This window comes from Gilliamella sp. X-60 (genome assembly GCF_057063585.1).
Map to the genome: position 1 here is coordinate 180,990 of NZ_JBXSQJ010000003.1, position 15,081 is coordinate 196,070.

At 35.2% G+C, this 15,081-nt stretch carries 11 protein-coding genes and 4 tRNA genes; 10 read left to right on the forward strand and 5 right to left on the reverse strand.

The genetic code is table 11. From position 1 onward, the window contains the following. Nucleotide 1 precedes the first annotated feature (1 nt). The 3 genes from ACYIAM_RS03010 to ACYIAM_RS03020 are packed head-to-tail and all read right to left on the reverse strand — an operon-like array spanning nucleotide 2 to nucleotide 3,483. Nucleotides 2–586: a PqiC family protein gene (locus tag ACYIAM_RS03010; RefSeq protein WP_174795845.1), complete on the reverse strand. Its 585-nt coding sequence runs from the start codon at nucleotides 584–586 to the stop codon at nucleotides 2–4. Continuing rightward, complete coding sequence (gene pqiB, locus ACYIAM_RS03015; RefSeq protein WP_174795844.1) at nucleotides 586–2,223, reverse strand: intermembrane transport protein PqiB; 1,638 nt, start codon at nucleotides 2,221–2,223, stop codon at nucleotides 586–588. The genes ACYIAM_RS03010 and pqiB overlap by 1 nt, the downstream gene beginning before the upstream one ends. 15 nt (nucleotides 2,224–2,238) lie before the next feature. Further along, a complete protein-coding gene (locus ACYIAM_RS03020) occupies nucleotides 2,239–3,483 on the reverse strand; it encodes a PqiA/YebS family transporter subunit (protein ID WP_483747191.1) in 1,245 nt (414 codons plus the stop codon). Between the two features lie 535 nt (nucleotides 3,484–4,018). On the opposite strand from ACYIAM_RS03020, the gene recA reads away from it, so the two are divergent. From recA to rarD, 10 genes are all read left to right on the forward strand, one after another. Beyond that, nucleotides 4,019–5,065: a recombinase RecA gene (recA, locus tag ACYIAM_RS03025; RefSeq protein WP_483747192.1), complete on the forward strand. Its 1,047-nt coding sequence runs from the start codon at nucleotides 4,019–4,021 to the stop codon at nucleotides 5,063–5,065. After that, the gene (locus tag ACYIAM_RS03030; protein WP_174795841.1) at nucleotides 5,058–5,564 is read left to right on the forward strand and encodes a regulatory protein RecX; all 507 of its coding nucleotides are present in this window, start codon (nucleotides 5,058–5,060) and stop codon (nucleotides 5,562–5,564) included. Before recA ends, ACYIAM_RS03030 begins: the two co-directional genes overlap by 8 nt. A 204-nt stretch (nucleotides 5,565–5,768) precedes the next feature. Continuing rightward, complete coding sequence (gene alaS, locus ACYIAM_RS03035; protein ID WP_483747193.1) at nucleotides 5,769–8,402, forward strand: alanine--tRNA ligase; 2,634 nt, start codon at nucleotides 5,769–5,771, stop codon at nucleotides 8,400–8,402. A gap of 139 nt (nucleotides 8,403–8,541) precedes the next feature. Continuing rightward, nucleotides 8,542–8,742, forward strand: coding sequence for a carbon storage regulator CsrA (gene csrA, locus ACYIAM_RS03040; RefSeq protein ID WP_065638771.1), 201 nt, complete (start codon nucleotides 8,542–8,544; stop codon nucleotides 8,740–8,742). 123 nt (nucleotides 8,743–8,865) lie between these two features. Beyond that, nucleotides 8,866–8,958: transfer RNA gene (locus ACYIAM_RS03045), tRNA-Ser, on the forward strand. Nucleotides 8,959–8,976: 18 nt separating this feature from the next. Continuing rightward, nucleotides 8,977–9,053 (forward strand) — tRNA-Arg (locus ACYIAM_RS03050). An 18-nt stretch (nucleotides 9,054–9,071) separates the two neighbouring features. Beyond that, nucleotides 9,072–9,148: transfer RNA gene (locus ACYIAM_RS03055), tRNA-Arg, on the forward strand. 20 nt (nucleotides 9,149–9,168) lie between these two features. Then, a tRNA-Arg gene (locus ACYIAM_RS03060) sits at nucleotides 9,169–9,245 on the forward strand. 153 nt (nucleotides 9,246–9,398) lie between these two features. Then, nucleotides 9,399–10,691, forward strand: a complete 1,293-nt coding sequence (serS, locus tag ACYIAM_RS03065; protein ID WP_483747194.1) for a serine--tRNA ligase — start codon at nucleotides 9,399–9,401, stop codon at nucleotides 10,689–10,691. Nucleotides 10,692–10,765: 74 nt separating this feature from the next. Beyond that, entirely contained in the window at nucleotides 10,766–11,659 is an 894-nt protein-coding gene (rarD, locus tag ACYIAM_RS03070; RefSeq protein ID WP_483747195.1) for an EamA family transporter RarD, read from the forward strand. Nucleotides 11,660–11,710: 51 nt separating this feature from the next. On the opposite strand, the gene pflA is transcribed toward rarD, so the two are convergent. Continuing rightward, complete coding sequence (gene pflA / locus ACYIAM_RS03075) at nucleotides 11,711–12,469, reverse strand: pyruvate formate lyase 1-activating protein (RefSeq protein ID WP_483747213.1); 759 nt, start codon at nucleotides 12,467–12,469, stop codon at nucleotides 11,711–11,713. Nucleotides 12,470–12,744: 275 nt separating this feature from the next. Further along, nucleotides 12,745–15,027 carry a formate C-acetyltransferase gene (pflB, locus tag ACYIAM_RS03080; protein ID WP_483747196.1) on the reverse strand — a complete coding sequence of 761 codons (2,283 nt, stop codon included), beginning with the start codon at nucleotides 15,025–15,027 and terminating at the stop codon, nucleotides 12,745–12,747. Nucleotides 15,028–15,081: the final 54 nt, after the last annotated feature.

Consider the following 15,081-nt stretch of genomic DNA (forward strand, 5'->3'; position numbering starts at 1 on the left):
ACTAATGTTTTATTGAGTTTGCAAAGTCTAGTTCTTCATCTTGCCATCCTTTCGATAGCGCTTTAACTAAAGCATCATAGCCATTGGTTGCTAAAGGAATATGGCGCTCAAATGGTTTGCTTTCAATATTATTTTTACGGTCAGTAACAACCCATCGGCCTTTAATTATCGCATCCCCCGTATAACTGCCATGAAAGCTATCTATAAATAATTTTACCGTTAGTGTTGGTGTTGTAATTGACTTACTGGATACTAAATAATTAGGTAACATAGCCGTTAAATCCTGCGTTAATCGGTCTTGAAGCTGCTGAGATAACGTTGATACCCATAAATGGTTGATTGCTGTTTCATATTTAATATTATCAGTTTGTAATACAATACCCGGTTTATTTAAAAAACTCGCCACATCAACTGACTCAATCCAAATAAATTGATTCGTGGTTTTCATATTTTGCGATACAGGAATCTGTGAATTGCTAGTGAGTTGAAAATAACTTTTACTCGGGATGCTAGCTGAGCAACCCACTAATATAGCAAATAATGGCATAAATACGACTATAAGCAGTTTTTTATATATTCTGTTCATTATTTTTTACCTTTTGCTTGAGGTTCTTGATCTTTTTTCGCTGGCGCAGAAAAAATCAATGCATTACTTTTATCATTAAGCGTATTGAGTAATGGAGTGAGTTCGTCCATCATTTGTTGCACTTTTTGTAAACTCTCTTTCATTTGATTGTTGAGCTCAGAACCCGGTTGTAAGCCTTTCATTGTTTCATTTAATGAACGTAATGTCTTTTGCAGATCTTTTGGCATATTTTGCATTTCCTTACTCGCCATAATCTGATTTAATGATTTCATTAATCGTTCGCTTGAAGCTAATGATTGGTTGAACTGTGATAAGGTATTGTTAAGTGGTAAATTATTAAAGTTATCAAGTAACTGCATAATTTTTGCTTGAATTTGCGCAATTCCTGTCGAAGTTGCCTCAATAGTGTTGTAACCAAACTGTTTCGCTAGTTTAGGATCATATTGATTTTTTAAGTCAGGATAAAAATCAAGATCTATATATAGTGCACCTGTGAACATGTTCAAGGTTTTTAACGAAGCTCTTAATCCATTTTTTTGCTCTTTCATAATTAATGCGGCAATGTCGATCTTTTCATCAACCAGTTCAGATAAACGATCGGGTTCAATCCTGATTAATATCGGCACTTTTTTATTTAAAATTGACGATTTTTCTAGCATTTCAGCAGTGTAAAATGGCACTTTAGATACTGTGCCTAGCCTAATACCATGATATTCAACGGGCACACCTTCGGTTAATCCAGATATTGAGTCAGAGAGCATAATAAGAAACTCTTTATATTCGGTATACTGCGAGTCTTGGATAGATTTTTTATCTTCATATAGTTTATAAACTGCATTTTGTTCAGCAGGTGCACCTAATTTGGAACCTTCAGGTAAATCAAAACTAATCCCTCCAGACATTAACACATCTAAAGAAGGTACATCGAGACTAGCCCCCCGAGATGATAGTGTTAAATTGATCCCTCCTTCTTTCCAAAAACGAACATTTTGTGTTACTAGTACATCATAAGGTTTAGTTATAAAAATTTGATATTTCATTTTACGTGATTCAACATCAAATTCTGAAGTCTCAACATTACCTACACGATAGCCATGAAACATGATAGAAGCACCACGAGGAATCACACCATTTTGCTCACTTTCTAAATTTAGGCGAATTCCTTTAATGCTTGGATCAGACAAGGGTGGAGCATCCGAAAGCACGAACGGTTTATGTTGAAAACTATGTGTATCGTTTCCAGCAGCTAATTCTATATAAACACCCGATAAAATAGTCCCTAACCCAGTCACCCCATCACGGCCAATTTCAGGCTTAACAACCCAAAAAATCGAGTCATTTTTTAGTAACGGATCCATATCATTATAAATACGACCTTTTATTACCACTTGTTTGTAGTCATCAGATAAAGTCACTTCGTCAACTATACCTACATCAACGCTGCGGTTTTTAATTACTGTTTTTCCAGCAATAATGCCACTTGCGTCTTTTGCAAGTAATGTGAACGAGGTGCCTCTATCGGCAAAATGAGCATAGATTATCCAAAGCCCCACAATTGCAGTCACAATGGGAATAATCCATATAGCTGAAATAGCTCTAATTCTAATTATTTTTGCTAATTTACTTGATGTTGCCATATTGTTCCTATTAATCTATTTTCTTTTTTGCCGACGATCCCAAATTAACCGAGGATCAAATTTTTGTGATGCAATCATCGTGATAATAACGACAGTTGCAAAAAATGTAACACCAATATCTGGGTAAACGCCCATCATTTGCTGATTTCTAACCAAAGAACAAATAACAGCAACCACAAATATATCAATCATTGACCATTTACCAATAAACTCAACTGCAGTGTACAATTTTTTCATTTTTAAGCAATTATGTTTATTTTTTCGTTTTACTGCTAGTGCAAAATAACAAAGCCAACTGAGTGAAATGATCTTTAAGATTGGAATAACAACACTCGCAATAAAAATGACAAGTGCAACAGGTATATCACCGGCCTGCCACATATAAATGACACCATCCATAATAGTCGATGTTGATGACGATCCGAAAACAACGGTTATCATAATTCCAAATAAATTAGCGGGAATGTAAAGAATTAATGAAGTAACCAATAAGGCCAGAGTCCATTGTATTTTATCAAGATCTCTGATTTTGCTTTTTTGTTTACACCTTGGACATTTTACATAATGCACTGGCAATATAGCCTGACAGCATTTGCAAAGTTTTAAATTTTGACACATGCCTGTTTTACCGACTTTTAGTGTATCGGTAGCAAAATTACTACGATGAATTTCATTCCAGATTGTTTCTGGTGAAAAAATCACTAAAGATTTTATATAAAAAAAGACAAATAGACAGAACGCCCAAAATGTGCCAGTCACACCAATACTGCCATAACTCATTAATTTAACAAAACTCACCAAAATCCCTGTAAGAAATATTTCGGGCATACACCAATGCTGAAACTTTTCATAAACAATAAGCAGATCTCGTTTACGGTACTTTGTTAATCGCAGTTTAGAACAGAGCAAAACGATAATTGATAAATTTAATATAGGAAAAAACAAAACAAATAAGATAAAAAGCGCTGAAATATAGCTATATTTATCAAAAAAAAGGGTTTTAGGGATATCTATTACGCTAATACCAATAAAATTGCCTACAATACGAATATCAATAAAGATAAAGCCACAGGCTACAAGAATCATAATTAATGAACAAACTGCATACATAGCAGCGCTAAATTTCATATTGTTATTATTTTTAGCTAACGTTGTATTACAACGCGGGCAAACAGCTTTATGCCCTATGGTTATATTAGATAATTCTATGACCAAATCACAGTGTGAGCATAAAACATAATGTTGTTTATCAATGGCCATTATTTTCCTTTATTTGTTACATATTTTATATCTGTAAAAATATTTCAGATTAGCATAACGTTTAAGAATAAAAACTGTTGAATTATTTCAAACAATTGCTTAAGAAATCACTATTTCAATAAATAAAAATTGGTCAAACCTTCTTCACAGCTAATCATATCAAATGACAATTTTTTATGAAAGCATTACTAAATTAAATTAGTAAAATTTGATTATGATCAGATTTTTTTATAACAATCTAACTCAAATGCATGACGACTTTTATATGTACTTAAACTATCATCATTAGTCTAAAAGCCATTAAATATTATAATTATAATAATTAACAAAATAATCCAATAAAGTTAATCTTGAATATCATTATTTCATCACCATCTGTTAGTTTCAATTATTATACTAAATGGATTATTTATAAGAAATTGTGAAGAAGTTCCCATAATTAACTAAATAATTTTTCTGTATAAAAAAAACTTGATACTGTATAACAATACAGTATAATGTATATCCATATCCTAACTCATTGGAATTTTATAATATGAACGAAAACAAACAACGCGCACTTTCAGCTGCATTAAGTCAAATAGAAAAACAATTTGGTAAAGGTTCAATTATGCGTTTAGGCGATACCCAAACGTTAGATGTGGATGCGGTATCTACTGGTTCTTTAGGGCTAGATATTGCATTAGGTATCGGCGGCTTACCAATGGGCAGAATCGTTGAAATTTTTGGACCAGAATCATCAGGTAAAACTACACTTACTTTATCTGTTATCGCGCAAGCACAAAAAGAAGGTAAAACTTGCGCATTTATTGATGCTGAACATGCACTTGATCCAATTTATGCTGCAAAATTAGGCGTGCAAGTCGATGATTTATTAATTTCTCAACCCGATACAGGAGAACAAGCGCTTGAAATTTGTGATGCCTTAGTTCGCTCTGGTGCAGTTGATGTTATTATTGTCGACTCGGTTGCTGCTTTAACACCAAAAGCAGAAATTGAAGGTGAAATGGGCGATTCACATATGGGATTACAAGCCCGTTTAATGTCACAAGCATTACGTAAGCTTACCGCAAATATCAAAAATGCAAATTGCTTAGTTGTATTTATTAACCAAATTCGAATGAAGATTGGTGTTATGTTTGGTAATCCCGAAACAACAACCGGTGGTAATGCACTTAAATTCTATGCATCAGTACGTTTAGACATTCGCCGTACAGGCTCAGTAAAGGAAGGCGAAGATGTTATTGGTAGTGATACACGTGTAAAAGTAGTTAAAAATAAAGTTGCAGCACCTTTTAGACAAGCCGAATTTCAAATTCTTTATGGTTGCGGTATTTCTAAAGAGGGTGAATTAATTGACTTAGGAGTTAAACATAAATTAGTCGATAAAGCTGGCGCATGGTATAGCTACAATGGCGAAAAAGTGGGGCAAGGTAAAGCTAACTCAATTAAGTTTTTACAGGAACGTCCAGAAATCGCTAAAGAACTTGAAACTAAACTACGTGATTTATTACTTAATAGCCCAGCAGTTTTTACGGCTGATGACGAAAATATTTCATCTGAGGATGAAAGCATTGAATAATGAGAAAAAACTCAATAAATTAATCCTAAATAAAGCTGTGCAGTTACTTGCACAGCGCGATCACTCTTCGTATGAGCTAAGCCAAAAAATAACATTTTTTTTTGCAAAGAAACAACAGAGTACAGATGAAGAATCTCAAAGCCAATTAGCCAAACTAAAAATTGAAATACAAGATGTTATTGAGTATTGTATTAATAAAAATTGGATTAATGATGAGCAATATATTGAAAAATATATTGTTATGCGCGCAAATAAAGGCTACGGAAAATATAAAATTGCAATGGAACTTAAACAACGCGGTTTATCCGTTGATTTAAGTCGACAGCTATTGCAAATGGCTAATATCAACTGGGAAGATCTTGCGCATCAGCAATTACTAAAAAAGCTAAAACAAATTAACCATAAAAATAATAATAAAAAACAAAAGTGTATGCAATTTTTAATATCACGAGGTTATACACAAGATGATATTAAAGCTGTACAAGATTTATTGACTTAAATAATTATAATATTTAGAATATAATATATACAATTTAGAAAAAACAATTACAAATAAAGCTCACTAATTCTTTTTTATTTTTTCCTTAATTTACTTGTAATATTAACTAGATCCGCATCAATAGAAGAATATTTACTTTTCAACTTTAGCTGTAGCGGGTATATTACTATGTTTGAAAATCTATCGTTTTATATGGAAGCATAAATGAAAAGTACTGCAGAAATTCGTCAAAGTTTTCTTGACTTTTTCCGTGGCAAAGGACATGAAGTTGTCACAAGTAGTTCCCTTGTTCCACACAATGATCCAACACTGTTATTTACTAATGCCGGAATGAATCAATTTAAAGATGTATTTCTTGGTATTGATAAGCGTTCTTATAGTAGAGCAACGACATCACAACGTTGCGTGCGTGCTGGTGGTAAACATAATGATTTAGATAATGTTGGCTACACAGCCCGACATCATACTTTTTTTGAAATGTTAGGAAATTTTAGTTTCGGCGACTATTTTAAGCATGATGCAATACATTTTGCATGGGAATTATTGACCAGTAAAGAATGGTTTAATCTCCCAAAAGATAGGTTAACCGTCACCGTTTATGAGACAGATGACGAAGCCTATGCAATCTGGGAAAAAGAGATCGGTATACCTAAAGAACGCATAATTCGTATTGGTGATAATAAAGGTGCCCCATATGCTTCTGATAACTTTTGGCAGATGGGCGATACTGGTCCTTGCGGTCCTTGTACCGAAATTTTTTATGATCATGGTGATCATATTTGGGGCGGACCTCCTGGTAGCGCTGAAGAAGATGGTGACCGGTTTATCGAAATTTGGAACATTGTCTTTATGCAATTTAATCGCCATCCTGACGGCACAATGGAGCCATTACCTAAACCGTCTGTCGATACCGGTATGGGGCTAGAACGTATTGCGGCCGTATTACAACATGTCAACTCTAATTATGAAATAGATCTGTTCAAAAAATTAATTAATGATGCAGCCAATGTTATTCAAACTAAAGATTTAGAAAGTAAATCTTTGCGCGTTATTGCTGACCATATTCGTTCTTGTGCTTTTCTAATTTCGGATGGGGTATTACCTTCAAATGAAGGTCGAGGTTATGTATTACGCCGAATTATTCGACGTGCTGTGCGCCATGGGCATATGCTTGGTGCAAAAGATATTTTCTTCTATAAGCTTGTTAAACCATTAATTGATGTGATGGGGAGCGCAGCGGTTGAACTAGAAACTAATCAAAAATTAGTCGAAGACGCACTCAAAATTGAAGAAGAACAATTTTTAAAGACCTTGGAACGCGGGTTATTTTTACTCGATCAAGAATTAGCTAAACTAACAGGTGAAGTATTGCCTGGCGATATTGCATTTAAACTTTATGATACTTACGGCTTCCCGCTAGATCTAACCGCTGATGTATGTCGTGAAAAAAATATTAGTATTGATGAAGCTGGCTTTAATCAATGTATGGAAGAACAAAGAAAACGAGCCCGCGAATCAAGCTCATTTAATGTCGATTATAGCAATGTTATTAAACTTGATGATAAAACTGAGTTTTTAGGCTATCAAGAAACAGAATCCTCAGGAAAAGTTATTGCTATATTTAAAAATGGACAGAAAGTTGAAAGTATTAGCGCTGGTGATGAAGCTATCGTCATTTTAGATAAAACACCATTTTATGGAGAGTCAGGTGGTCAAATTGGTGATAAAGGCTTATTAACAGCAGCGAATCTTGAATTTAGCATTTTTGATACCCAAAAATATGGTAAAAGCATTGGTCATTTAGGAAAAATCATTAAAGGTTCTTTAAAAATTGGCGATAATATCACTGCAGCTATTGATGTAGAGCTACGAGAACGTATTCGTCGTAATCATTCTGCTACACATTTATTACAAGCCGCCTTGCAACGTGTTTTAGGTAACCATGTTCATCAAAAAGGGTCTTTAGTTAATGACAGCTATTTGCGTTTTGACTTTTCACATAATCAAGCCATTACGTCAGAACAAATTATTGAAATAGAGAACTTGGTTAATCAACAAATTCGTCGCAATTTACCTGTAGATATTGAGTTAATGTCAATTGATAAGGCAAAAAATAAAGGTGCAATGGCTTTATTTGGTGAAAAATATGAAGATATTGTTAGAGTTTTAACAATGGGTGATTTTTCAATTGAACTTTGTGGTGGTACTCACGTAGATAGAACTGGTGATATTGGTTTATTTAAAATAATATCTGAATCAAGTATAGCCTCTGGTGTTCGCCGTATTGAAGCAACGTCAGGGCAAAATGCAATGGATTTGATACACCATGAGTCCAATTTATTAGCTCAAATTGGACAAGCTGTTAAAAGTGACAAATCCGCGGTTTTAGCACGTATTGAGCAATTGCTTGATCAAACTAAGCTACTTGAGAGAACAATTGAGCAATTAAAAGCGCAGAAAGCGACTCAGGAGAGTGCTCAATTGCTTAATCAATGTGAAAAAATCAATAATAAAAATTTACTCATCGCTAAACTTGATAACGTCGAAGCAAAAGTACTGCGTACGATGATTGATGATCTTAAAAATCAATTAAAAACAGGCGTCATCATTTTAGCTGCCGTTAATGATAGTAAAATCAATTTAGCAGCTGGTGTTACTAATGATTTAGTCAGTATTATCAAGGCTGGGGAATTAGTTTCGCAGTTAGCACTAAAAGTAGGTGGTAAAGGTGGTGGGCGACCTGATTTCGCTCAAGCAGGTGGAATGGATCTCTCGGCGTTACCAGAAGCGTTATCTTCTGTGAAAAAAGAAATCAGTAATAAATTACAAGCAAGTTAGCCAGATTTACTCAAATATTTTTAATTAAATATTAGAGTTTTTCTGTAAAATTCCGTCTTTCTATCTTACTGATGGGGGCTGACGAAGCTATATCTTAAAAATTGTTTGGATATATACTTAACTGATATTAGGAGATCTAATGTTAATTTTAACTAGGAGAGTAGGTGAAACACTAATTATTGGTGACGATGTAGTCATTACCATTTTAGGTGTCAAAGGTAATCAAGTCAGAATTGGTATCAATGCCCCTAAAGAAGTTTCGATTCATAGGGAAGAGATATATAATAAAATTCATCAACACCAAGATGTAAACGATGGATCATCTGACCTTACAGAGTAATATTGGGTAGTAAATAAACAACTAGCACGCGTAAGCAAAAAAATGTTTGACTTATTTTTTGTAAACCGTAATATGTGCGCCACACATTATGATTTTGTTGTTAAAGCAGAGTCATAATGTTTTGGTGAGATGGCCGAGAGGCTGAAGGCGCTCCCCTGCTAAGGGAGTATGCGGTCAAAAGCTGCATCGAGGGTTCGAATCCCTCTCTCACCGCCATTTAAAAAATTAAAATATGCATCCGTAGCTCAGCTGGATAGAGTACCCGGCTACGAACCGGGCGGTCAGGGGTTCGAATCCCTTCGGATGCACCATTTTAATAAATTCAAAACGCATCCGTAGCTCAGCTGGATAGAGTACCCGGCTACGAACCGGGCGGTCAGGGGTTCGAATCCCTTCGGATGCACCACTTTTTTAACGAACTTACACGCATCCGTAGCTCAGCTGGATAGAGCACTCGGCTTCGAACCGAGCGGTCAGGGGTTCGAATCCCTTCGGGTGCGCCATTTAGGTTGAATCCCGATATAATTCTAGTATACTAAGCTTACAAAATTTAATATCAATAAATCAATCTACTTTTTGATTTATATGTTCTGTTATCTATATTAGAATAACAACAAAGTAGAAAGATATTCCCTAATTAATAATGGACATTATGTATGTTAGACCCAAATTTACTCCGAAATGAATTGGATCTTGTCGCTAATAAATTAGCACGTCGTGGATTTAAATTAGATGTTGATGCTATTCGTCATCTAGAAGAAAAGCGCAAAATATTACAAGTTGAAACTGAGAACTTACAAGCTGAGCGTAACGCTCGCTCAAAAGCTATTGGTCAAGCAAAAGCTCGCGGTGAAGATATCACAGCTGTTCGTGAAGAAGTTAACAAACTAGGTGAAAAACTTAATAGAGCAAAAACAGAGCTTGATATATTACTCAATCAAATTAAAGATATTGCCTCTACTATCCCGAATATTCCTGATGAATCTGTCCCTGATGGTAAAGATGAAAGCGATAATATCGAAATATCACGTTTTGGTACACCAAGGACATTTGATTTTCCTGTTCAAGATCACGTTGCATTAGGTGAACGTTTTGGTGGGCTTGATTTTGCAGCTGGCGTAAAACTAACAGGTGCTCGTTTTGTGGTCATGAAATCACAAATAGCACGCTTACATCGCTCTATCACCCAATTTATGTTAGATTTACACACCGAACAACACGGCTATGCCGAAATTTATGTACCGTATCTTGTAAATCAAGCAACACTTTTTGGTACAGGACAATTACCTAAATTTGCAGGTGATTTATTTCATACTAAACCACTAGATGAAGAAGCAGACAGCAGCAATTATGCGTTAATTCCAACCGCTGAAGTGCCAGTCACTAACCTTGTACGCGATGAAATTCTTGATGAAAGTGTATTACCATTAAAAATGACAGCACATACTCCTTGCTTCCGTTCAGAGGCGGGATCTTATGGAAAAGACACTCGCGGCTTAATTCGTATGCATCAATTTGATAAAGTAGAATTGGTTCAAATTGTTAAGCCTGAAGAGTCTATGAAAGCGCTAGAGGAACTAACTGCTCACGCAGAAAAAGTACTACAATTACTTGAACTGCCATATCGAAAAATTATACTGTGCACTGGTGATATGGGCTTTGGTTCATGTAAAACTTATGATCTGGAAGTATGGGTACCGGCTCAAAATACCTATCGTGAGATATCTTCTTGTTCAAATATGTGGGATTTCCAAGCTCGACGTATGCAAGCTCGTTATCGTAATAAAGCTGACAATAAAACCTATTTAGTACATACGCTAAATGGTTCTGGATTAGCAGTTGGTCGAACGCTGGTTGCCATTATGGAAAACTATCAACAAGCAGATGGCACAATTAAAATTCCATCTGTTTTAGTTCCTTATATGAATGGCGTTGAGTTTATCGGATAAGATAACTACATATCACATAGACAATAGCGCTAATAATTAGCGCTATTTTTTTATTAATTAAGGTAGGTGGAGAAATGATAAAAGGAGTTATGCTTTCAATAATGGCATCATGTTTATTTGGGCTACTTTATTACTATCCTGTTTTATTAAATCCCTTATCTGTTGTTGATATTTTTTGTTGGCGATTATTAACATCCTTTCCTGCAATAGTTGTATTGATCATTGCTGGAAAACAGTGGCCAGCCATAACTGCACTATTTAGCCGAATAAAACAACAACCTCTTCTTTTACTGGGGTTATTATTCTCTTCGGCTTTACTCACAATACAGATGATGATTTTTATCTGGGCGCCACTTAATGGACATGGACTATCCGCCTCACTAGGTTATTTTTTATTACCATTAGCAATGGTGATTTCTGGACAGATCGTTTATAAAGAAAAACTTAGTTTTTTACAAAAAATTGCGGTTGGACTCGCTGTATTAGGCGTTGCTATTGAAATCTACATTACTGGAGCATTTTCATGGGAAACAGCTGTTATTGCCTTGGGGTACCCAATATACTTTATAGTAAGGCGCAAATTGCAAATAGATGGCATTTCTGGCACGTTTTCTGATTTTTTGTTTATCTTCCTAGGGTGCCTTATATATTGTGCTTTAAACTATCGTTTAGACAAAATAATCAGTGATCTTTCTCATTTCCATATTTATATCCCTATGTTAGGTATCATCACTGCGGTTGCTTTTGCAATGTATTTCGTTGCTAGTCGTTTATTGCCCATGGGATTATTTGGCTTAATGGGATACATGGAACCCGTACTACTAACACTTATTTCAATAGTATTTTTACATGAAACAGTCTCATTAAAGCACATTGTGTCATATGGATTTATTTGGCTATCAGTTTGTATTCTAGCTTTGGAAGGTGGGATTTTTGTTATGCGAGCAATAAAACGTAAAAGAATTTAGTGGATACTAAAAAGGCACAATTCATTGTGCCTTTTGTCGACCTCTTATCTATTATTTACTAAAAGTGACATAATGACCATAACTTTCTATGATGTCTTTGATCCTATCAAGCGTTTCTCTTAGTGGCGCTTCAACCCCTTCCAACTTATATTCATCGCCAAGTGTATCCCATTTATATGCCCCCATTTTATGGTAAGCAAGTAATTCTACACGCTCAATATTGTCCATCCCGTGAATAAATTGACCAAGCAAATGCGCTGAATTATCATCATCGGTCCATCCGGGAACAACTACATAGCGTATCCAAGTTCGTTTATTGATTTTTTGTAAATATTTGGCAAACTCAAGAACCCGTTTATTAGGGACACCGACTAATTTTTGATGAATATCATCATTGACTTGTTTTAAATCAAGCATAACTAAATCAGTGACATCTAAAAGTTCATCAACAACATGATCGAGCTGTCTTGCATAACCATTTGTATCTAAACATGTGCTGATCCCCTCTTGATGACAGGCTTTAAACCATTCTGTAACAAATTCAGCTTGTAACGTTGCTTCACCACCAGAAGCCGTTACCCCACCACCATTTGGCATAATAAAACTTTTATAAGAAATAATTTCTTTCATCAGTTCTTCAACTGTGACTTCTTTTCCTGCTTTTAAATCCCAAGTATCACGATTATGGCAATACAAGCAACGCATTAAACAACCTTGAAAAAAGACAATAAAACGGATTCCTGGACCATCAACAGTGCCAAAGGATTCAAAAGAGTGAATGCGACCTTTAATAGGCGATTTTGTTGTCATAATAATATTTTGTTGTTCCATAGATAATCTCTAATCATTGCTCATATTACTTTTAATAATTTTAGCGCCGATAGCATTTGGCTTACACCAATTATATTAATCGACGATAATTATATTTTGTTTAATTATACCGAATAAATACCAACAATATTCAATTATTATCATCATATTGATATTTAATTAAAGTTGTCACCAATATTCTTTATTCTTTCAAACTAGATAAAAAAATAGCGCCCTTAAGGACGCTATTTCGATTAGTTAATCAATTAACTCAACTACATTGCTTGAGTAAATGTACGATTGATTACGTCATTTTGTTGTTCTTTAGTTAATGAGTTGAAGCGTACTGCATATCCAGAAACACGAATGGTTAATTGTGGATATTTTTCAGGGTGCTCCATTGCATCTAATAATGTATCACGATTTAGGACATTAACATTCAGATGTTGACCACCTTCAATTGTTGCTTCGTGATGGAAGTAACCGTCCATTAGGCCAGCTAAATTGCGTTTACGCACATCATCATCTTTACCTAATGCATTTGGAACGATAGAGAAAGTATAAGAAATACCGTCTTTAGCATAAGCAAATGGTAATTTAGCAACAGAGGTTAATGAAGCCACCGCACCTTTTTGATCACGTCCATGCATTGGGTTAGCACCTGGGCCAAATGGTGCACCAGCACGACGACCATCTGGAGTATTACCCGTTTTCTTACCATAAACAACGTTTGAAGTAATAGTTAATACTGACTGAGTAGGGATTGCATTACGATAAGTTTTAAGTTTTTGAATTTTCTTCATGAAACGTTCAACTAAATCAACAGCAATATCATCGACTCGTGGATCATTGTTACCGAATTGTGGATATTCACCTTCAATTTCAAAGTCAGTCGCTAAACCATCTTCATCACGGATAGTTTTTACTTTTGCATATTTAATTGCAGAAAGTGAGTCAGCAGCAACAGAAAGACCGGCAATACCACATGCCATAGTACGAATAACATCACGGTCGTGAAGCGCCATTAATGATGCTTCATAGCTGTATTTATCGTGCATGTAGTGAATAGCATTTAATGCTGTTACATATTGTTTTGCTAACCAATCCATAAAGTGGTCTAAACGAGCAAACACTGTATCGAAATCTAAATACTCATCAGTGATTGGGGCTTCTTTAGGACCAACTTGCATTTTTAATTTTTCATCCACACCGCCGTTGATTGCGTATAGAAGTGTTTTAGCAAGGTTTGCACGCGCACCAAAGAATTGCATTTGTTTACCCACAATCATTGGACTTACACAACATGCAATAGCATAGTCATCATTGTTAAAATCAGGACGCATTAAATCATCATTTTCATATTGTAATGATGAAGTATCAATTGATACTTTTGATGCGAACTCTTTAAATCCACTTGGTAATTTTTCAGACCAAAGGATAGTCATATTAGGTTCTGGTGATGGACCCATTGTATATAAAGTATTTAAGAAACGGAAAGAAGTCTTAGTAACTAAAGTACGACCATCAACTCCCATACCTGCGATAGATTCAGTTGCCCAAATTGGATCGCCAGAGAATAATTCATCATATTCAGGAGTACGTAAGAAACGAACCATACGTAATTTCATAACGAAATGGTCAACAATTTCTTGCGCATCTTTTTCAGTAATTAATCCAGCTTCAAGGTCACGTTGGAAGTAAATATCAAAGAAAGTCGACGTACGACCTAATGACATTGCTGCACCATTTTGTGATTTAACCGCAGCTAAATAACCGAAGTAAGTCCATTGCACTGCTTCTTGTGCTGTTTTAGCTGGTGCTGAAATATCGTAACCATATTTAGCGGCCATTTCTTTAATTTGACCAAGCGCACGATGTTGTTCTGCGATTTCTTCACGACGTTGCATAGTCATTGCTAAATCAACACCGTTTTCGAAATCTGCTTGTAATGAATTGAATTGTGCAAATTTATCTTGCATTAAGTAGTCAATACCATAAAGTGCAACACGACGGTAATCACCAATAATACGACCACGACCATAAGCATCAGGAAGACCAGTAATAACACCTGATTTACGACAACGAAGAATATCTGGTGTATAAATATCAAAAACACCTTGGTTATGTGTTTTACGGTATTCTGTGAAGATTTTTTTAACTAAAGGATCAAGAGTTCTGTTATAAGCTTTACAAGAATTCTCGATCATTTTGATACCACCAAACGGAATAATTGCACGTTTTAGCGGTTTTTCAGTTTGTAAACCAACAATTTTTTCTAAATCTTTTTCAATATAACCTGCATCATGAGCAGTAATTGTCGAAATAACACTAGTATCAAAATCCACAGGGGCATGGGTAGCATTTTCAATTTTAATGCCTTCCATTACTTTATCCCATAACTTAGTTGTCGCTTCAGTTGCGCCAGCTAAGAAAGACTCATCGCCCTCATATGGCGTGTAGTTATTTTGAATAAAATCGCGGACATTAACATTATTTTGCCAATCACCATCTTTAAAGCCTTTCCAAGCAACTGCTTGTACTTCGTTTAAATTACTCATAGTTTTTCACCTCAGGTTTACAAAAATATCTATTTATCCCCATAGATATGAGGG